At 69.9% G+C, this 18,816-nt stretch carries 17 protein-coding genes, 1 rRNA gene, 1 pseudogene and 1 riboswitch; of the genes and pseudogenes, 13 read left to right on the top strand and 6 right to left on the bottom strand.

The features are described from left to right. The 11 genes from rrf to ACIBNA_RS27555 all read left to right on the top strand — a co-directional run. A 5S ribosomal RNA gene (gene rrf / locus ACIBNA_RS27505) occupies positions 1-95 on the top strand; the annotation flags it as partial. 109 nt (positions 96-204) lie between these two features. After that, a complete protein-coding gene (locus tag ACIBNA_RS27510) occupies positions 205-813 on the top strand; it encodes a CDP-alcohol phosphatidyltransferase family protein (RefSeq protein WP_399167881.1) in 609 nt (202 codons plus the stop codon). Positions 814-928: 115 nt separating this feature from the next. Continuing rightward, on the top strand, positions 929-3,424 hold the full coding sequence (locus ACIBNA_RS27515; RefSeq protein WP_399167882.1) for a sugar phosphate nucleotidyltransferase: 2,496 nt from the start codon (positions 929-931) through the stop codon (positions 3,422-3,424). Between the two features lie 98 nt (positions 3,425-3,522). After that, the gene (locus ACIBNA_RS27520; protein ID WP_399167884.1) at positions 3,523-4,437 is read left to right on the top strand and encodes a DUF881 domain-containing protein; all 915 of its coding nucleotides are present in this window, start codon (positions 3,523-3,525) and stop codon (positions 4,435-4,437) included. Next, on the top strand, positions 4,434-4,766 hold the full coding sequence (locus ACIBNA_RS27525; RefSeq protein ID WP_003988855.1) for a small basic family protein: 333 nt from the start codon (positions 4,434-4,436) through the stop codon (positions 4,764-4,766). The genes ACIBNA_RS27520 and ACIBNA_RS27525 overlap by 4 nt, the downstream gene beginning before the upstream one ends. Before the next feature lie 5 nt (positions 4,767-4,771). Continuing rightward, a complete protein-coding gene (locus ACIBNA_RS27530; RefSeq protein ID WP_399167885.1) occupies positions 4,772-5,704 on the top strand; it encodes a DUF881 domain-containing protein in 933 nt (310 codons plus the stop codon). A gap of 61 nt (positions 5,705-5,765) precedes the next feature. Next, complete coding sequence (locus tag ACIBNA_RS27535; protein WP_399167886.1) at positions 5,766-6,719, top strand: FHA domain-containing protein; 954 nt, start codon at positions 5,766-5,768, stop codon at positions 6,717-6,719. A gap of 51 nt (positions 6,720-6,770) precedes the next feature. Next, on the top strand, positions 6,771-7,505 hold the full coding sequence (locus ACIBNA_RS27540; protein ID WP_399167887.1) for a MerR family transcriptional regulator: 735 nt from the start codon (positions 6,771-6,773) through the stop codon (positions 7,503-7,505). 84 nt (positions 7,506-7,589) lie between these two features. Continuing rightward, a complete protein-coding gene (locus tag ACIBNA_RS27545; RefSeq protein WP_003988851.1) occupies positions 7,590-8,063 on the top strand; it encodes a bifunctional nuclease family protein in 474 nt (157 codons plus the stop codon). Positions 8,064-8,378: 315 nt separating this feature from the next. Beyond that, on the top strand, positions 8,379-9,062 hold the full coding sequence (locus ACIBNA_RS27550; protein ID WP_399167888.1) for a MerR family transcriptional regulator: 684 nt from the start codon (positions 8,379-8,381) through the stop codon (positions 9,060-9,062). Positions 9,063-9,196: 134 nt separating this feature from the next. Then, a complete protein-coding gene (locus ACIBNA_RS27555) occupies positions 9,197-10,600 on the top strand; it encodes a DNA polymerase IV (protein ID WP_399167889.1) in 1,404 nt (467 codons plus the stop codon). Positions 10,601-10,639: 39 nt separating this feature from the next. Here ACIBNA_RS27555 and ACIBNA_RS27560 read toward each other — a convergent pair whose 3' ends face one another. Next, entirely contained in the window at positions 10,640-11,014 is a 375-nt protein-coding gene (locus tag ACIBNA_RS27560; RefSeq protein WP_399167890.1) for a PRC-barrel domain-containing protein, read from the bottom strand. Positions 11,015-11,127: 113 nt separating this feature from the next. After that, positions 11,128-11,223: riboswitch (glycine riboswitch) on the top strand. 177 nt (positions 11,224-11,400) lie between these two features. Here ACIBNA_RS27560 and gcvP point away from each other — a divergent pair. Continuing rightward, on the top strand, positions 11,401-14,286 hold the full coding sequence (gene gcvP, locus ACIBNA_RS27565) for an aminomethyl-transferring glycine dehydrogenase (protein ID WP_399167891.1): 2,886 nt from the start codon (positions 11,401-11,403) through the stop codon (positions 14,284-14,286). 50 nt (positions 14,287-14,336) lie between these two features. Here gcvP and ACIBNA_RS27570 read toward each other — a convergent pair whose 3' ends face one another. From ACIBNA_RS27570 to ACIBNA_RS27590, 5 genes are all read right to left on the bottom strand, one after another. After that, on the bottom strand, positions 14,337-14,756 hold the full coding sequence (locus ACIBNA_RS27570) for a TOBE domain-containing protein (RefSeq protein WP_399167892.1): 420 nt from the start codon (positions 14,754-14,756) through the stop codon (positions 14,337-14,339). A gap of 26 nt (positions 14,757-14,782) precedes the next feature. Then, positions 14,783-15,868, bottom strand: a complete 1,086-nt coding sequence (locus ACIBNA_RS27575) for an ABC transporter ATP-binding protein (RefSeq protein WP_399167893.1) — start codon at positions 15,866-15,868, stop codon at positions 14,783-14,785. A 40-nt stretch (positions 15,869-15,908) separates the two neighbouring features. Then, positions 15,909-16,661 carry an ABC transporter permease gene (locus tag ACIBNA_RS27580; RefSeq protein ID WP_399167995.1) on the bottom strand — a complete coding sequence of 251 codons (753 nt, stop codon included), beginning with the start codon at positions 16,659-16,661 and terminating at the stop codon, positions 15,909-15,911. 74 nt (positions 16,662-16,735) lie between these two features. Further along, on the bottom strand, positions 16,736-17,539 hold the full coding sequence (gene modA, locus ACIBNA_RS27585; protein ID WP_399167894.1) for a molybdate ABC transporter substrate-binding protein: 804 nt from the start codon (positions 17,537-17,539) through the stop codon (positions 16,736-16,738). Positions 17,540-17,695: 156 nt separating this feature from the next. Continuing rightward, positions 17,696-18,091 carry a molybdopterin-binding protein gene (locus ACIBNA_RS27590; protein WP_274814896.1) on the bottom strand — a complete coding sequence of 132 codons (396 nt, stop codon included), beginning with the start codon at positions 18,089-18,091 and terminating at the stop codon, positions 17,696-17,698. A gap of 128 nt (positions 18,092-18,219) precedes the next feature. On the opposite strand from ACIBNA_RS27590, the pseudogene ACIBNA_RS27595 reads away from it, so the two are divergent. Then, a pseudogene (locus ACIBNA_RS27595) lies at positions 18,220-18,357 on the top strand (DUF1707 domain-containing protein); the annotation flags it as partial. Positions 18,358-18,816 lie beyond the last annotated feature (459 nt).

Here is an 18,816-nt window from a genome sequence, read left to right on the forward strand (position 1 = left end):
AAACGCCCGGTTACATTCCGAACCCGGAAGCTAAGCCTTACAGCGCCGATGGTACTGCAGGGGGGACCCTGTGGGAGAGTAGGACGCCGCCGAACTCCTTTTAGAGCTCTGGTTCTTGGGCGCACAGCCCGAGAGCCAGAGCTTTTTTGCGTTGAGGTAAGGTCAGGGAGCATCGTTAGAACGTTTCCCACAGGAGGCCCCCGGGTGGAGGTTCAGGAGACTCGCGTCCAGACGGACCGTGTGCTCACCATCCCGAACATCCTCAGCATGGCGCGCCTCGTCGGCGTGCCCCTCTTCCTGTGGCTGATTCTGCGGCCTGAGTTCGGAGGGCCCCAGAGTGACGGCTGGGCCCTTCTGGTACTGGCCCTGAGCGGCATCAGTGACTACCTGGACGGCAAGCTCGCGCGGCGCTGGAACCAGATCAGCAGCCTGGGGCGGCTCCTCGATCCCGCGGCCGACCGGCTCTACATTCTTTCGACTTTGGTCGGCCTCACCTGGCGCGAGATTCTGCCTCTCTGGTTGACCGCTGTACTTCTGGCGCGGGAGCTGGTTCTGCTGGTGATGGTGGGCATCCTCCGCCGGCACGGCTATCCGCCGCCCCAGGTGAACTTCCTCGGCAAGGCCGCCACCTTCAACTTGATGTATGCCTTCCCGCTGCTCCTGCTCAGTGACGGGAGCGGTTGGATCTCGTCACTGGCTGCTATTTTCGGATGGGCGTTCGCCGGGTGGGGTACAACGCTGTACTGGTGGGCAGGAGTCCTCTACGTGGTACAAGTCCGCCGCCTGGTCCGTGCGGACACCATGGCCGATTGAACTCGCGGATTGGTCCCACTGATGCGGCCCGATGGCCCGACGTGGAAAAGTGCGGGACAATCCTGGCGGGGGAAGTCGGCTAGACCGTCGTCTCTTAGAGGAGGACGCTTCCGACATGAAGGCCGTCGTGATGGCCGGAGGCGAAGGCACGCGCCTTCGCCCCATGACCTCAAGCATGCCCAAGCCGCTCCTGCCCGTGGCCAACCGCCCGATCATGGAGCATGTGCTGCGGCTGCTGAAAAGGCATGGGCTCAACGAAACAGTCGTAACTGTCCAGTTCCTGGCCTCGCTCGTCAAGAACTACTTCGGTGACGGCGAAGAGCTCGGTATGGAGCTCACCTATGCCAATGAGGAGAAGCCACTCGGTACCGCCGGAAGCGTCAAGAATGCCGAAGAGGCGTTGAAGGACGATGCCTTCCTTGTCATCTCCGGCGATGCACTGACGGACTTCGACCTCACCGAGCTCATCAATTTCCACAAGGAAAAGGGCGCCCTGGTCACGGTCTGTCTGACGCGTGTGCCCAATCCGTTGGAATTCGGCATCACCATTGTCGACGAGGAAGGCAAGGTGGAGCGCTTCCTCGAGAAGCCCACTTGGGGCCAGGTCTTCTCCGACACCGTGAACACCGGCATCTACGTGATGGAGCCCGAGGTCTTCGACTACGTCGAACCCGACGTGCCCGTCGACTGGTCCGGCGATGTCTTCCCGCAGTTGATGAAGGAAGGCAAGCCGATCTACGGCTACGTCGCCGAGGGGTACTGGGAGGACGTCGGCACCCACGAGAGCTATGTGAAGGCGCAGGCCGACGTCCTGGAGGGCAAGGTCGACGTCGACATCGACGGGTTCGAGATCTCCGCCGGGGTGTGGGTCGCCGAAGGGGCCGAGGTCCATCCCGACGCCGTGCTCCGCGGTCCGCTTTACATCGGGGACTACGCCAAGGTCGAGGCCGGCGCCGAAATCCGTGAGCACACCGTCGTGGGCTCCAACGTGGTCGTCAAGAGCGGCGCTTTTCTGCACAAGGCCGTCGTCCACGACAACGTCTACGTGGGGCCGCAAAGCAATCTGCGCGGCTGCGTCGTCGGAAAGAACACCGACATCATGCGTGCGGCGCGGATCGAGGACGGGGCGGTCATCGGTGATGAGTGCCTGATCGGTGAAGAATCGATCGTTCAGGGCAATGTGCGGGTCTATCCGTTCAAGACCATCGAAGCCGGCGCCTTCGTCAACACCTCGGTCATCTGGGAATCCAGGGGACAGGCGCACCTCTTCGGCGCCCGGGGTGTGTCCGGAATCCTGAATGTGGAGATCACGCCGGAGTTGGCGGTACGGCTGGCCGGTGCCTATGCGACCACCCTGAAAAAGGGTTCGACCGTCACCACGGCCCGCGACCACTCGCGTGGTGCCCGCGCGCTGAAGCGGGCGGTGATCTCCGCGTTGCAGGCCAGCGCCATCGACGTACGGGACCTGGAGAACGTGCCGCTGCCGGTGGCCCGGCAGCAGACGGCGCGTGGCAGTGCCGGCGGGATCATGATCCGTACCACGCCCGGGGTGCAGGATTCCGTCGACATCATGTTCTTCGACGGGCAGGGCGCGGACCTGTCCCAGGGCAGCCAACGGAAGCTGGACCGGGTGTTCGCGCGGCAGGAGTACCGGCGTGCGTTTCCCGGGGAGATCGGTGATCTGCACTTCCCGGCGAGTGTCTTCGACTCGTACACCGGGTCGCTGCTGCGGAACGTCGACACGACCGGGATCGCGGAGTCCGGCCTGAAGGTGGTCGTGGACGCGTCCAACGGAAGTGCGGGACTCGTGCTGCCCAGTCTGCTGGGGAAGCTTGGTGTCGACTCGCTGACGATCAACCCGGGTCTCGACGAGTCCAGGCCGACGGAGACGGCCGACATGCGGCGGTCGGGGATGGTGCGTCTCGGGGAGATCGTGGCGTCCTCGGGGGCCGCGTTCGGCGTGCGGTTCGATCCCGTCGGTGAGCGGCTGTCCCTCGTCGACGAGAAGGGGCGCATCATCGAGGACGACCGGGCGCTGCTCGTGATGCTGGATCTCGTCGCCGCCGAGCGGCGCAGCGGCCGGGTCGCGCTGCCGGTGACCACGACCAGGATCGCCGAGCAGGTGGCGGCGTACCACGGGACCCAGGTCGAGTGGACGACCACGTCTCCCGACGACCTCACGCGCGTTGGTGGTGAGGAAGGGACGATCTTCGGCGGCGACGGCAAGGGCGGCTTCATCGTCCCCGAGTTCAGCAGCGTGTACGACGCCACGGCGGCCTTCGTACGGCTCATCGGGCTCGTGGGGCGGACGCAGCTCACGCTCAGCCAGATCGACGCGCGGATTCCGCGGGCGCACGTACTCAAGCGGGACCTGGCGACTCCGTGGGCCGTCAAGGGGCTCGTGATGCGGCGGGTCGTCGAGGCGGCCGGAGACCGGTTCGTGGACACCACGGACGGCGTGCGTGTGGTGGAGACGGACGGCCGTTGGGTGATGGTGCTGCCCGACCCGGCCGAGGCCGTCACCCACCTGTGGGCGGAGGGGCCGGACGACGCCTCCGCGCAGGCCCTGCTGGACGAGTGGTCGGCGGTCGTGGACAGCGCCGGCCGGTAGAACGGACTGCACGCGTGCGTGCCGGACAAGTGTCCCCAAGGGGGCCTGTCCGGCACGCCGGTGGGGCCGTTCGGAGGTAGTGGCCGCGACGTGCGACGATGTGCGGCATGCCGCAGCAACCCCCCATTCGGAGCACACCGACGCGGCCCAGGCGCCCGGACGCGTCCATGTCGTTGATCACCAACGTCATGGACCACAGCCTCGACGACGGATACGCCGAGGCCGCCGCGCGGAAGAAGGCCGCGGGCGACGGTGGCATGCCGAAGACGCTCAGGGCGAAGTTGGGGCTTGCCGCCGGCCTGGTGCTCGCGGCCCTCGTCGTGACCGTGGGAGCAGCGCAGGCGCGGGTCGCCGCTCCGGTCGTCGCCAAGGAGCGCGAGGAGCTGGTCGACCGGATCGACCGGGAGGCCGAGGCGGCGGACAAGCTGGAGGACTCCGTCGACCGGCTGCGCGAGGACGTGAGCGCGCGACAGCGGGAGGCGCTGAAGCACAGCGGTGGCAGCGCCGAGTCCGAGATCGTGGGCATCCTGTCGGGCGCCACAGCGGTGCACGGCCCCGGTGTGAAGCTCGTGGTGAACGACGCCAAGGACGTCGGCACGGGCGGTGACGGCGACCCGCGCGATACCACCGGCTTCGCCGACACCGGCCGGGTGCGCGACCGGGACATGCAGCGCGTGGTCAACGGGCTGTGGGAGTCGGGAGCCGAGGCCGTCTCGATCAACGGGCAGCGGCTGACCGCACTGTCCGCGATCAGGGCCGCGGGGGACGCGATACTGGTCGACAACAAGCCGCTGGTGCCGCCGTACACGGTGCTCGCGGTGGGGGACGGGCAGGGGCTGAGCACTCGGTTCCAGAACAGCGCGGACGGGCTGTATCTGAACGCGCTCCAGGAGAGCTACGGCATCAGGACAGGCATTTCCGTGGAGGAGGACCTCCGGCTGCCTGCCGCACCGAGTGTGATCGTACGTATAGCACAGCCGAGCATTGACAAGAGCGAGAAGGGCACATCGTGATCGCCGTACTGGGCCTCGTCGTGGGAGTCGTGGCCGGCCTGTTGGTCCGGCCTGAGGTTCCGGCGGTGGTCGAGCCGTATTTGCCGATCGCTGTCGTGGCGGCACTCGACGCCGTCTTCGGCGGCCTGCGGGCCATGCTCGACGGCATCTTCGACGACAAGGTCTTCGTGGTGTCGTTCCTGTCGAACGTGGTGGTGGCCGCGTTGATCGTGTTCCTGGGTGACAAGCTGGGCGTGGGTGCCCAGCTGTCCACCGGTGTGGTGGTCGTCCTCGGTATCCGGATCTTTTCCAACGCCGCGGCGATCCGCCGGCACGTGTTCCGGGCGTGAGGCCGATGAGCGAGCACGACGACAAGCGCCCCGAGGAGAACGGCGACTCGCCCGCGGACCAGCGCGACGGGAGCGGCGAGTCCGGCAGCAGGCTGCGCAAGGAACTGCCCCAAGAGGTGTCCGCGCCGGTGCCCGCCGCCCAGGACACCCCGGAACCGGAACCGGAACCCGAACCGGAGGCGGCCTCCGAGCCTGATCCTGAGGCCGAGCCGCAGCTGACCGGTCGGCAGCGGCTGGTGCAGGGGCTGTGGCCGCCGCGGGTCTCACGGGCCCAACTCATCGTCGCGCTGTTGCTGTTCGGCCTCGGGTTCGGGCTGGCCGTGCAGGTGGCCTCGAACAGCGACAGTGACAGCGCGCTGCGCGGGGCGCGTCAGGAAGATCTTGTCCGCATCCTCGATGAACTGGATGACCGTACGCAGCGTCTTGAGGACGAGAAGCAGGGCCTCGAGAAGCAGCGCGACGAGCTGGAGAACAGCTCGGACCAGGCCGAGGAGGCCCGGAGGCAGACCATCGAGAAGGAGAGGCAACTCGGCATCCTGGCGGGCACCGTGGCCGCGCAGGGGCCCGGCATCACCATGACCATCGAGGACACGAAGGGGACGGTCGAGGCGGACATGCTGCTCGACGCGATCCAGGAGCTGCGCGCGGCGGGTGCCGAGGCGATACAGGTGAACGGCGTGCGGGTCGTCGCAGGCACGTATCTGACGGACTCCGGCAAGGGTGTGAGCGTCGACGGGAACAAGATCAACGCGCCCTATCGTTTCAAGGTCATCGGCAAGCCGCAGGACCTCGAGCCGGCGCTCAACATCCCCGGAGGCGTGGTGCAGACTCTCGAGAAGGAACAGGCCACGGTCACCATCGAGCGGTCGACCAAGATCGTTGTGGACGCCTTGCGGGCGGTGAAGCGGCCTGACTACGCTCGGTCGTCCTCCCAGTGAACCGGGGGTGCATGGGCGGCGTTCGGCGAGGGCATGAGGTTGCGGGGGGTCGGCGCACCGAATGGGTGGTGCGTGGTGGAAACTGTCTGGTGCAGACGGACGTTGTCAGGATGTCCGGGTCGGCCAGAGTGTTCAGTCAGGGTTCGTCCTGCCCCACGGGCGGGTCTGTTTCGGTCAAGGGGAATCGCCCGTGAAGTTGTTTGCGAAGTTGTTCGGCAAGAGCGCGCGAGAGGGTAGCGACAACGCGACCGCTCGCCATCGCGCACAGCCTGACGCGGAGGGCCAGCGGCCGCTGTTCCGGGACCAGGTCGGTGGTCCGGGCGGTGACGTTTCCGGTGGTCAGGGCGCGCCGTCGGTTGACCCTGCGCAGCCCGGCGGCATAGGTTTCGGGCAACCGTCAACCTCAAGTGCGGGTGGAGGGTTTCCCGACCCGTATGCGTCCAATGCCCCCGGTGGGCAGCCGCGGCAGGAGGATCCGATGTCGGCCCTGGTATGTACGAGGTGCGGTAACCGCAACGCGGAGAACAGCCGCTTCTGCTCCAACTGTGGCGCGCCGCTGCGGGCCGGGGCGGCGGCGGAGCGTCCGTCCGAGACGACCTCCACGATCTCCATCTCCGGTCTCGAGGCCTACGACAGCGAGACCACCGGCCAGACGCCGATGCCGACGCTGTCCCCCGAGGCGCAGGCTGCCGTCGACGCGCTGCCGCTGGGCTCCGCGCTCCTGGTCGTGCGCCGCGGGCCGAACTCTGGCAGCCGCTTCCTGCTGGACGGCGATCTGACCACGGCCGGGCGTCATCCGCAGAGCGACATCTTCCTGGACGACGTGACGGTCTCCCGGCGGCATGTGGAGTTCCGTCGCGGCCAGGACGGCTCGTTCACCGTGGCCGACGTGGGCAGCCTGAACGGCACGTACGTGAACCGCGAGCGGATCGACCAGGTCGCCCTGAACAACGGTGACGAGGTGCAGATCGGCAAGTACCGGCTGGTCTTCTACGCCAGCCAGCGGGGCTACTGACCGGAGTCCGTCCGGGGACCCCCGCGCAGGTCCGTCCGTCAGGGAAGGTCCATGCTTCAAACACCGAGCGGCGGTGCCGGGCACGGCGCCGCCGCCACGGACAGGCTGATGAGCATCGGCACGGTGCTGAACGTGCTGCGCGACGAGTTTCCCGAAGTCACCATCTCCAAGATCCGTTTCCTGGAGGCGGAGGGGCTGATCGAGCCGCAGCGGACCCCGTCGGGGTATCGCAAGTTCAGCGCGCACGACGTCGAGCGTCTCGGCCACGTCCTGAGGATGCAGCGAGACCACTATCTGCCCCTGAAGGTGATCCGCGAGCACCTGGAGGCCATGGAGCGCGGCGAGGCAGTCCAACTGCCGGCGCTGAGCCGTCATCGTGACGGCGACACGGTGCCCGAGTCCCCCGAGGCGCCCACGGCGGCCAGGATCGGGCGCGAGGAGCTGCTCGCCGCCGCCGGTGCCGGCGAGGAGGAGCTCAGGGAGTGGGAGTCGTACGGGCTCGTCACCCCACTGGAGGACGGGGTGTACGACGCGGAGGCGGTCACGGTGGCCTCGCTGATCGCCGAGCTGGGGCGGTTCGGGATCGAGCCGCGCCACCTGCGGGTGATGAAGGCCGCCGCCGATCGCGAGGCCGGGCTCGTGGACCAGGTGGTGGCCCCGCTGAAGCGGCACCGGAACCCGCAGACCAGGGCTCATGCACAGGCCCGTACGAAGGAGCTCGCGGGGCTCACCGTGAAGCTGCATGCCGCGCTGGTGCAGACGGCGCTCGGCGTGCGGCTGCCCTGAGACGGGGCCGTTCGCAGGGCCGGATCAGGCGCCCGATCCCGGCCCGACTACCCAAACGTCCCGGGCACGGCCTAGGGTTGCTGTGTGAACGAGCTCGATGTCGTAGGTGTCCGGGTGGAAATGCCCTCCAACCAACCGATCGTGCTACTGCGTGAAGTGGGGGGCGACCGTTACCTCCCGATCTGGATCGGACCGGGGGAGGCGACGGCGATCGCCTTCGCCCAGCAGGGCATGGCTCCTGCGCGGCCGCTGACCCACGACCTGTTCAAGGACGTGCTGGAGGCCGTCGGTCAGGAGCTCACGGAAGTGCGCATCACGGACCTGCGTGAGGGCGTCTTCTACGCGGAGCTGGTCTTCGCCAGCGGCGTCGAGGTGAGCGCCCGCCCGTCCGACGCCATAGCGCTGGCCCTGCGCACCGGGACGCCGATCTACGGCAGTGACACGGTGCTCGACGACGCCGGAATCGCGATCCCGGACGAGCAGGAGGACGAGGTGGAGAAATTCCGCGAGTTCCTCGACCAGATCTCCCCGGAGGACTTCGGCAGCAGCAGCCAGTGAGCCCCGGATTACGGTCAGAGCCGGATGGCCGGGGCATCAGCGGTCGGTGAGGCCTGTGGGCGGCCCGGCGGACGAAGTGGTCCGCGGCAGGGTCGCCCGCCGCATGTGTGACGGGCGAAATGCCCGTATGTGCGGGAGGCGAGTGAGAGCGTCACGCGGCCCGACTCGAAGGCATTCGGCTAGCCTTTCCCCGCGGTGGGGCACGGGAAACCACTCTTAGGGTGATTATCACTCGGCGTGGCGAGTGTGGCGATCGTTGACGCACCCCTGGTGACTGCCTACCGTCGAGAAGGCAGGTCAAGGACGGAGGTCGGCGTGAGAAGCAGCGGCGACGGTACGGCTGGGGGCGGCCCCGAGCGCAGTCTCAGGGCGAGCGGTCCGTACCCTCCCCCGGGCTCACGGCTCCGCGCGAGCGGGGCGTGTCCCCAGCCCGGCGGCGCGGCTGATCACGCTCCGCAGCGACCGACGGCCGTGCCGAGCAGCGGAGGGACGACGTCCATGGCGTCCGAGCAGATCGGCTATCGCGGCCCCACGGCCTGCGCGGCCGCCGGTATCACCTACCGGCAGCTGGACTACTGGGCCCGCACCGGCCTCGTCGAGCCGAGCGTGCGCCCCGCCTACGGGTCGGGGACGCAGCGGCTCTACAGCTTCCGGGACGTCGTCGTCCTGAAGATCGTCAAGCGGTTCCTCGACACCGGGGTGTCGCTCCAGAACATCCGAACGGCCGTCCAGCACCTCAGGGAACGCGGTTTCCGCGACCTGGAGCGGATGACGCTGATGAGCGACGGAGCCACGGTCTACGAGTGCACCTCGCCGGACGAGGTCCACGCCCTGCTCCAGGGGGGCCAGGGGGTCTTCGGGATCGCCGTGGGCGTGGTGTGGCGGGATGTCGAGAGCGCGCTGTCCCAGCTGCACGGGGAGCGGATCGACACCGGCGAGACGCTGGTCGGGTCCAACCCGGCGGACGAGCTGGCGCGACGGCGGAACAGGGCCGTCTGAGTCGTCCGGCAGTGTGGTGCCCCTGTGACCGTTGCAGGCGGGACGTTTCCGCGCCGGGCTGCAAGCGGTTTCTCCCGGGGGCGTCAGGGCGGTTGTCCGAGGCGTTGTCAGTGGCGTAGGGCAGCATCGGAATCGTGAGAACCGCGCCCACGATCCTGCATCTCGACATGGATGCCTTCTTCGCCTCGGTGGAGCAGGCGTCCAAGCCGAGTCTGCGCGGGAAAGCCGTCGTCGTCGGCGGGCTGGGGCCGCGTGGCGTCGTGGCCACGGCGTCGTACGAGGCGAGGGTCTTCGGGGTGCATTCGGCGATGCCCATGGGACAGGCCCGGCGGCTCGCGCCCAACGCCGCGTATCTCGTGCCGCGCTTCGGGTTCTACAAGGCGATCAGCGAGCGGGTGATGGAGCTACTGCAGGCCTTGTCGCCGCTGGTGGAGCCGCTGAGCCTGGACGAGGCGTTCGTGGACCTGGAGGCCGGGGGAGCGGCCTGGGACGAGCAGTCGGCGCGGCTGGTCGGGGCGCAGCTGCGCGCGGACATACGGGCCGTCACCGGACTGACGGGGTCGGTCGGGCTGGCCGCCTCCAAGATGCTCGCGAAGATCGCCTCGGAGCAGGCCAAGCCCGACGGGCTGGTGGTGATCGAGCCGGGCACCGAGCGGGCGCTGCTCGGGCCCATGTCGGTGCGGACACTGCCGGGGGTCGGGCCGGCGACGGGCGACCATCTGCGGCGGGCCGGGATCACCACGATCGAGGAGATCGTCGAGGCGGGCGAGGACGAGATGGTCCGGCTGCTGGGAAAGTCGCACGGGCACGGGCTCTACGCCATGGCGCTGGCGCGGGACGACCGGCCTGTCGTGGCGGAGCGGGAGGCGAAGTCGGTGTCGGTCGAGGACACCTACGACGTGGACATTCACGACCGGGTGCGGGTCGGTCTCGAGGTGCAGCGGCTCGCTGACCGGTGCGTGCGGCGGCTGCGCGGGGCCGGGCTGTCCGGGCGGACCATCGTGCTGAAGGTGCGGCGGTACGACTTCTCGACGCTCACCCGGTCCGAGACGCTGCGCGGGCCGACGGACGATCCCGGGGTGATCCGTGAGGCGGCGGCCCGGTTGCTGGACTCGGTCGACACCACGGGCGGTGTGCGGCTGCTCGGGGTGGGTGTCAGCGGGCTCGCCGACTACACGCAGGAGGATCTCTTCGCGCAGGCGGCGGGGGAGCGGGCGCAGGCGCAGGGGCCGGTCGAGGAGCCTGCCGCGGCGCCCGTCGAGGAGCAGCCGGCGCTCGCCGAGCGGCGGTGGCCCGCCGGGCACGACGTACGGCATGCGGAGTTCGGGCACGGGTGGGTGCAGGGGAGCGGTCTGGGGCGGGTCACGGTGCGGTTCGAGACGCCCGGGTCGGAGCCCGGGCGGGTGCGGACCTTCCGGGTCGACGATCCGGATCTGGAGCCGGCGGATCCGTTGCCGCTGGTGTTAGCGAGACCGGAGGAGAGCCGCGAGCCGGAGGGTGGGTCGGGAGCTGTGGGGCTGCGGTCCGCTGCCCCTTAGACGGCACGACGGCAAGACAGCTGGACGGGTTGTCGGGCTTCAGGCCGTCTCGTCCGTGCCTGCCAGTCTGCCGAGGTCCTGGTCGTCGAGCGGGGGAGGCGCGGCGACGTCCAGGCCGTAGTGGTGGTAGAGCTGGAGTTCCTGTTCCGGGGAGAGGTGGCGGCCCACGCCGAAGTCGGGGGCGTCCTTGATCAGGGCTCGGTCGAAGGGCACGTGGAGGGCGCCGTCGATCAGTTCGCTCGGCTCGAGGGGGACGAAAGCGTCCCTGCTGAACAGGCCGGTCCGTATGGCCGCCCACTCCGGCTCGCCGGTGGCGTCGTCGAGGTAGACCTCGTCGATCGTGCCGATCCTGGTTCCGTTGCGGTCGAACGCCTTGCGGCCGATCAGGTTGCGCGGATCGATATCGGTTCGCACGGGCCCTCCACATGGTCGCAACTCATCCGTAGGCACTACAAAACGGCACAATCGGGGCGGCGGCCACTCGAAGGTTCGTGCGTTGACCGCGCTGGTACGCTGGCAGCGGCTGCTGACCCCGTGCGGGAGAGTCCTCCAGGCACCATCGGAGGCGCCGAAGGAGCAAATCCTCCCCGGAATCTCTCAGGCTCACGTACCGCATGGACGAGGTCACTCTGGAAAGCAGGGCGGGTGTCGACGGCTTCCGCTCTCACCGACGGTGAAAGCCGGAGGCCTTCGGGCGATCCGGTGAAGCTCTCAGGTCGAGATGACAGAGGGGGAGGCCGTTCGGGTACCCGTGCCGTGGTGCCCCTCGAAGGTCGTGTCAGACCAGGAGGCCTCCGCAAATGACCGCCCATCGCATTCCGCTCTCCGAGCTCGAAGAGGCAGTTCCCTTCGAGCAGCGCCACATCGGCCCCGACCACGAGGCCCGCGCAAAGATGCTCGCGCAGGTCGGCTACGGCTCGCTGGACGAGCTCACGGCCGCCGCGGTCCCGGCCGTGATCAAGAGCGCCGAGGCGCTGGACCTGCCGGGCGCCCGCAGCGAGGCCGAGGTGATCGCCGAGCTGCGCTCCCTCGCCGACCGCAACCAGGTCCTCGGCTCCATGATCGGACTCGGGTACTACGGCACGTTCACGCCGCCGGTCATCATGCGCAACGTCATGGAGAACCCGGCCTGGTACACGGCCTACACGCCGTACCAGCCGGAGATCTCGCAGGGGCGGCTCGAGGCGCTGCTCAACTTCCAGACCATGGTCGCCGACCTCACCGGACTGCCGACCTCCGGTGCCTCCCTGCTCGACGAGGGCACCGCGGCCGCCGAGGCCATGGCGCTGTCGCGGCGCCTCGGCAAGAACAAGAAGGGCCTGTTCCTGGTCGATGCGGACGCGTTGCCGCAGACCATCGCCGTCATCCAGACCCGGGCCGAGCCGACCGGCGTCGAGGTCGTCGTCGCCGACCTCGGCGAGGGCATCCCCGCCGAGATCGCCGAGCGCGAGATCAACGGCGTGCTGATCCAGTACCCGGGCGCATCCGGAGCCGTACGGGACATCAAGCCGGTCATCGACCAGGCGCACGAGCTCGGGGCGCTCGTCACCGTCGCAGCCGATCTTCTCGCGCTGACGCTGCTGAAGTCGCCCGGTGAGCTCGGCGCGGACATCGCCGTCGGGACGACGCAGCGCTTCGGTGTGCCGATGGGCTTCGGCGGCCCGCACGCCGGTTACATGGCGGTCAAGGAGAAGATGGCGCGCAGCCTGCCCGGGCGGCTCGTCGGCGTCTCCGTGGACGCCGACGGGAACAAGGCGTACCGGCTGGCGCTCCAGACGCGTGAGCAGCACATCCGCCGTGAGAAGGCCACCAGCAACATCTGCACCGCCCAGGTGCTGCTCGCCGTCATGGCCGGCATGTACGCCGTCTACCACGGACCGGCGGGCCTGAAGGGCATCGCGCGACGCACCCACCGGTACGCCACGGTTCTCGCCGCCGGGCTCGCGAACGGCGGTGTCGAGGTCGTGCACGGCTCCTACTTCGACACGCTGACCGTGCGCGTCGAGGGCCGGGCCGCCGACGTCGTGGCCGCCGCGCAGGAGAACGGGGTCAACCTCCGTCTCGTCGACGCCGACCACGTCTCGATCGCCTGCGACGAGACCACCACGCGGGCCCAGCTGCGTGCCGTATGGGCCGCCTTCGGCGTCGAGGGTGTCGTCGAGGCGCTGGACGCGGCCACCGGGGACGGGCTTCCGGACGCGCTGCTGCGGACCGACGAGTACCTGACACACCCCGTCTTCCACCAGCACCGCTCCGAGACCGCAATGCTGCGCTACCTGCGCCGGCTGGCCGACCGCGACTACGCGCTCGACCGGGGCATGATCCCGCTGGGCTCCTGCACCATGAAGCTCAACGCGACCACGGAGATGGAGCCGGTCACCTGGCCCGAGTTCGGGCAGCTGCACCCCTTCGTGCCCGCCGAGCAGGCCGGGGGCTACCTCACGCTCATCCACGAGCTGGAGGACCGTCTCGCCGAGGTCACCGGGTACGACAAGGTGTCCCTCCAGCCGAACGCCGGGTCGCAGGGCGAGCTGGCCGGTCTGCTCGCCGTACGCGGCTACCACCGGGCCAACGGCGATGAGCAGCGCACCGTGTGCCTGATCCCGTCGTCCGCGCACGGGACCAACGCCGCCAGCGCGGTGATGGCAGGCATGAAGGTCGTCGTCGTGAAGACGGCCGATGACGGTGAGATCGACGTCGAGGACCTGCGGGCGAAGATCGAGCAGTACCGCGACGAGCTGGCGGTACTGATGATCACGTACCCGTCCACCCACGGCGTGTTCGAGGAGCACGTCGCCGACATCTGCGGCCAGGTGCACGAGGCGGGCGGGCAGGTCTACGTCGACGGGGCCAACCTCAACGCGCTCGTCGGGCTCGCCAAGCCGGGGCACTTCGGCGGGGACGTCTCGCATCTGAACCTGCACAAGACCTTCTGCATCCCGCACGGCGGCGGTGGTCCCGGCGTGGGTCCGGTGGCGGTGCGTGAGCACCTCGCGCCGTACCTGCCGAACCACCCGCTCCAGCCCGAGGCGGGGCCGGGGACGGGTGTCGGTCCCATCTCCGCGGCGCCGTGGGGTTCCGCCGGCATCCTGCCGATCTCGTGGGCGTACGTCCGGCTCATGGGCGGCGAGGGGCTGAAGCGGGCCACGCAGGTCGCGGTGCTCAGCGCCAACTACATCGCCAAGCGGCTGGAGCCGCACTACCCGGTGCTCTACACCGGCCCCGGCGGGCTGGTCGCCCACGAGTGCATCATCGACCTGCGGCCGCTGACCAAGGCGACCGGGGTGAGCGTCGACGACGTCGCCAAGCGGCTGATCGACTACGGCTTCCACGCGCCGACGATGTCGTTCCCGGTGGCCGGGACGCTGATGATCGAGCCGACCGAGTCGGAGGACCTGACCGAGCTGGACCGGTTCTGCGAGGCGATGATCGCCATCCGCGCGGAGATCGAGAAGGTCGGATCCGGCGAGTGGCCCGCGGACGACAACCCGCTGCGGGGCGCCCCGCACACCGCCGGGACGCTCGCCGGGGAGTGGGAGCACGCCTACAGCCGTGAGGAGGCCGTCTTCCCGGCCGGTGTCTCGGTCGCCGACAAGTACTGGCCGCCGGTGCGCCGCATCGACCAGGCCTTCGGCGACCGGAACCTGGTCTGCTCCTGCCCGCCGCTGGACGCGTACGAGGACTGATCTGCCGGCCGGGTCGTAGGGAGGGGCTCCGCGGTGCGGGGTCCCTCCCGTCATTCGGCGGCGAGGGACACCTCGGTCGACTTGATCAGGGCGACGACGGGCGTACCGGCCGACAGGGCGAGGTCGTCCGCGGCGTCCCTGGTGATCGCGGCGGTCAGTTCGCCGCCCTCGACGGTGACCTGGACGGACGCCATGGCGTCGCCGGTCGCGATGTGCGTGATCGTGCCGGGGAGCCGGTTGCGGATGGACAGGCCCTCGACGGGTGCTGTGGCCAGCGAGACGTCCGTCGACTTCACTAGGGCGCGCACGGCGGTACCAGGCGCGAGAGATAGGTCGTCCGCCGCCTCGCGGGTGATCGCCGCGGTGAGGGCCTGGCCGCCGGTGAGGCGGACCCTGACCGTTGCCATGGCCTCGCCTGGCGTGACGGCGGTGACGGTGCCGGGGAGCTGGTTGCGGATGCTCAGGCTCATGGGGGCACGGTAGCCCGGTGTGTTTCTTAAGCCGGGTATGCGTGCGTTTGCGTCGCCTTGACGGTCGCCCATACCGGGGCGCCGGGATGCAGGTCGAGTTCGGCCGCGGCGACCGTGGTGAGGTCGGCGGTCAGGGGGAGTTCGCCGGTGAGGTCCGCGCGGATCTGGTCGCCGTGCGTCTCCAGTCCGGCGACCTCGCAGCGCCACAGGTTGCGGGCGCTGGAGCCGGTGGGGCGTTCCCGGTACAGCGTCACGGCGCCGGGCGGGAACGCCACGAAGGCCGGACCGGAGAGCTCTTCCGCGGTCGTGATGGCCGGGCCCGCGTCGAGCCGGACGGTGTGGCCCTCGGCCCGTCCCCGGTAGAGGTTGAGGCCGACGAGCCGGGCGATGTAGTCCGTGCGGGGGTGGCGGGCGATGTGGGAGGGCGTGCCCTCCTGGACGACGTGGCCGTGCTCGACCACGACGAGGCGATCGGCCAGCACCATGGCGTCCAGCGGGTCGTGCGTGACGAGGACGGCCACGGCCTCGAACTCGGCGAGGTGGCGCCGGAGCTGGGCGCGCACTTCCAGACGGGTGCGGGCGTCGAGCGCGGCGAGGGGTTCGTCCAGGAGCAGCAGCCGGGGCCGGGTGGCCAGGGCCCGGGCCACGGCCACGCGCTGGGCCTGGCCACCGGAGAGACGGCGGGGTTTGGCGCCGGCGTGGTCGGCCAGGCCCATACGGTCCAGCCACTCGGCGGCCTGGGCACGGGCCTCGGCCTTGCTCGCACCCCGGCAGCGCGGGCCGAAGGCGACGTTGTCCAGGGCGGTCAGATGCGGGAAGAGCAGGTAGTCCTGGAAGACGACGCCGACCGGGCGGGACTCGGGCGGCATGGCGTCCAGCCGGGTGCCGTCCAGCCGTAGACGACCCGACGTGAGGGGGGTGAGCCCGGCCAGTGCGCGCAGGGCCGTGGTCTTGCCGGCGCCGTTGGGGCCGAGCAGGGCGACGACGTCCCCGGGGGCGACGGTGAGTGTGACGTCCAGGCGGAAGGTGCCGCGGTCGACGACGAGGTGGGCGTCCAGGCCTTCGGGGCGGAGGCCGGGGGGCGCTGCGTCGAGGTCGGTCGTCTCGGTCATGAGAGCCACGTCCTGGGTGTCAGGGAGCCGGTCCGGGACATCACGACGCCGTCATCCAGCGGTCGCGCAGAGCCGCCAGGACCGCGATGGACACCGCCAGCAGGACCAGGCTGAGCGCGATCGCCGCTGCCGGGTCGTTCTGCAGGGCCAGGTAGACCGCGAGCGGCATGGTCTGGGTGCGGCCCGGGAAGTTGCCCGCGAAGGTGATCGTCGCGCCGAACTCGCCGAGGGCCCGGGCCCAGGCCAGTACGGCACCGGCCGCGACGCCGGGCGCGATCAGCGGCAGGGTGACGCGGCGGAACGCGGTGAAGCGGGAGGCGCCCAGGGTGGTGGCCGCCTCCTCGTAGCGCGGGTCGGCGGCTCGCAGGGTGCCCTCCACGCTGATGACGAGGAACGGCATCGCCACGAACGTCTCGGCGAGGACGACACCCGTCGTGGTGAAGGGCAGGGTGATCCCGAACCAGGAGTCGAGCCACTGCCCGACGATGCCGCCCCGCCCGAAGGCGAGCAGCAGGGCCACACCGCCCACTACCGGCGGCAGCACCAACGGCAGCGTCACCAGGGCCCGTACGAAGCCCCGGCCGGGAAACCGCGTGCGGGCCAGCAGCCAGGCCAGGGGCACGCCGACGACCAGGCTCACAACCGTCGCCGCCGTGGCGCACAGGAGCGACAGCCGGAGTGCCTCCCACACCTCGGCGCTCGTCAGCTGCTCCGGGAGGCTGCGCCAGGGCGCCCGTACGAGCAGGGCGATCAGAGGCAGGAGCAGAAACGCCAGGCCGACGAGGGCGGGCATCAGCAGGGGAATCGGCACCAACCGGGTCCTACCGCGGTGGCGAACGCGGCGAGGTCGGCTCTCCGGGGTGTCGGTCACGGCTTGAGGAACCCGGCCCGGGACAGCACCTTCTGGCCCTCGGCCGAGCGCACCAGTGCGACGAACGCCTTCGCCGCCTGGGGGTTGGGGGCGTTCTCGAGCAGGGCGATCGGATAGTCGTTGAGGGCCTCGGCCGACTCGGGGAAGTCCACGCCCTCCACCTTGTCACCCGCCGCCCGCACGTCGGTCTTGTAGACGACGGCGGCGTCGGCCTCCTTCAGCTCGACCTTCGTCAGGGCGCTCTTGACGTCCTGTTCGTACGAGACGGGCGTGAGCTCCAGGCCGCCGGCGTCCAGCGCCTTCTGGGCGGCGGCACCGCACGGCACGGTCCTGTCGCACAGGACGACCTTCAGGCCGGGCTTGGTGAGGTCCTTCAGGGAGGAGATCCGGTCGGGGTTGCCCGGCAGTGTGGCGATCTCCAGCTGGTTGCGGACGAAGGTGGCCGGCCTGCCCGCCGCGTCCTGCTTGTCCGTCACGATCGCCATCGTCTTGGTGCTGGCCGCGGCGAAGACATCGGCCGGGGCGCCGCCGGTGATGCTGGCGGCGAGGGTGTCGCTGCCGCCGAAGTTGAAGGTGACCTTCGTGCCCGGGTGCTCCTTCTCGAACTGCTTGCCCAGGGTCTTGAAGCTCTCCTCGAGGGAGGCGGCGGCGAAGACGGTGACCGTGCCGGAGGGTTTCGCCGACGAGGAGCCCTTGTCCGAGCCGGTGGCGGAGGAGCAGGCGCTCAGAATCAGCAGCGCGGCCGCGGACGCACCGGCGACCTGGAGGATCCGGCGGGTCCGGTGCGCGGAACGGGGCATCTCGGGGCCACTCCCTGTGTGTGCGGGTGGAAGAGCCCGCAGGGCTCCTCCGATACGCCGATCATACTGACGCATGTGCGAGGTGGAAGCCTGCTATGGCATCGCATGAGCCAGGGCGAGCGGACCATTGGGTGGGTATGTGCGTTCCTACTTGAGTCAGGCCCGGTCGATATGCACGTTCGTCGACTTCACACGGGCCGTCGCCTCCATGCCGACCTCCAGGCCCAGTTCCTCGACGGCCTCGCGGGTGAGCAGGGAGACCAGGCGGTGCGGGCCGGCCTGGATCTCCACTTGGGCGGCGACGTCGCCGAGCTTGATCGCGGTGACGATGCCGGGGAAGGCGTTGCGGGCCGAGGTGTACGGGGTGTCCTCCTCGGTGGTGCCGGACCTGGCGAGTTCGACCGAGAACGCGGCCAGGTCCCGTCCGTCGACGAGCCGCCGCCCGGCCTCGTCGCGGTGGGTGGTGATGCGGCCCGCGTCCGCCCAGCGCCGGGCGGTGTCCGGGCTCACGCCGAGCAGTCGTGCTGCCTGGCCGATCGTGTAGGACTGCATGCCGGTCACGATAGGGGCGCGGGAGGGGAACGGCGGATGTGGGGTTGGCCGTTGGGTATAACGCGATATAGCGTTAGTCGTCGAGTGGGTGGGCCGGGTGACCTGCCCGGGGAGATCGGGGAGATGTGATGGCGGGGGACCTCTCGCGTACCGGCGGACCGCCCGAGGTGAGGGCCTCGCACGCGGACCGGGACCGGGTCGTGGACGTGCTGCGCATCGCCGCGGGCGACGGCCGGCTGACCTTGGAGGAGCTCGACGAGCGGCTGGAGGCCGCGCTGTCCGCCCGTACGGTGGGCGAGCTCGCCGTGCTGACCGCCGATCTGCCCGAGGTGGTGGGCGAGGCGCCGGCCGAGGCCCAGGACGTCGTACGGATCGAGCAGGAGGGGTCCTCGACCCGGCGGGGTGACGGCTGGGTGGTGCCGCGGCGGCTGGAGATCCGCTGGGCCTGGGGCGAGGTGACGCTCGACTCCACCGGCGCGGTGATCACCCGGGACACGCTGCACATCGACCTCGGCCTGCGGGCCGGCGCCCTGAAGCTGCTGACCCGGCCGGGGGTCGTGGTGGGACACCGGCGCGCTGGTGACGAACTACTCCCGGATCAAGGCGCGTGGGGCGGCCGACGCCCCGGTCGTGCTGCGCGTACGGATCATCGGCGAGATCAACTACGGGCAGATCGCGGTCCGTCCACCCCGGAGGGGCCTCGGCCGGCGCAGACCGACGGCCTG

Origin of the sequence: Streptomyces sp. NPDC050164 (assembly GCF_044459945.1) — a bacterium.
Taxonomy (GTDB): Bacteria; Actinomycetota; Actinomycetes; order Streptomycetales; family Streptomycetaceae; genus Streptomyces; species Streptomyces coeruleorubidus_A.

Coding starts and splice junctions, on each gene's coding strand:
- modA (WP_399167894.1), bottom strand. CDS start 17,539: ATGCCCCGTTCCGCGCACCGGACCCGCCGGATCCTCCAGGTCGCCGGT.
- ACIBNA_RS27575 (WP_399167893.1), bottom strand. CDS start 15,868: ATGACCGAGACGACCGACCTCGACGCAGCGCCCCCCGGCCTCCGCCCC.
- ACIBNA_RS27570 (WP_399167892.1), bottom strand. CDS start 14,756: ATGAGCCTGAGCATCCGCAACCAGCTCCCCGGCACCGTCACCGCCGTC.
- ACIBNA_RS27530 (WP_399167885.1), top strand. CDS start 4,772: ATGAGCGAGCACGACGACAAGCGCCCCGAGGAGAACGGCGACTCGCCC.
- ACIBNA_RS27540 (WP_399167887.1), top strand. CDS start 6,771: ATGCTTCAAACACCGAGCGGCGGTGCCGGGCACGGCGCCGCCGCCACG.
- ACIBNA_RS27515 (WP_399167882.1), top strand. CDS start 929: ATGAAGGCCGTCGTGATGGCCGGAGGCGAAGGCACGCGCCTTCGCCCC.
- gcvP (WP_399167891.1), top strand. CDS start 11,401: ATGACCGCCCATCGCATTCCGCTCTCCGAGCTCGAAGAGGCAGTTCCC.
- ACIBNA_RS27580 (WP_399167995.1), bottom strand. CDS start 16,661: ATGCCCGCCCTCGTCGGCCTGGCGTTTCTGCTCCTGCCTCTGATCGCC.
- ACIBNA_RS27535 (WP_399167886.1), top strand. CDS start 5,766: ATGGGTGGTGCGTGGTGGAAACTGTCTGGTGCAGACGGACGTTGTCAG.
- ACIBNA_RS27590 (WP_274814896.1), bottom strand. CDS start 18,091: ATGCAGTCCTACACGATCGGCCAGGCAGCACGACTGCTCGGCGTGAGC.
- ACIBNA_RS27520 (WP_399167884.1), top strand. CDS start 3,523: ATGTGCGGCATGCCGCAGCAACCCCCCATTCGGAGCACACCGACGCGG.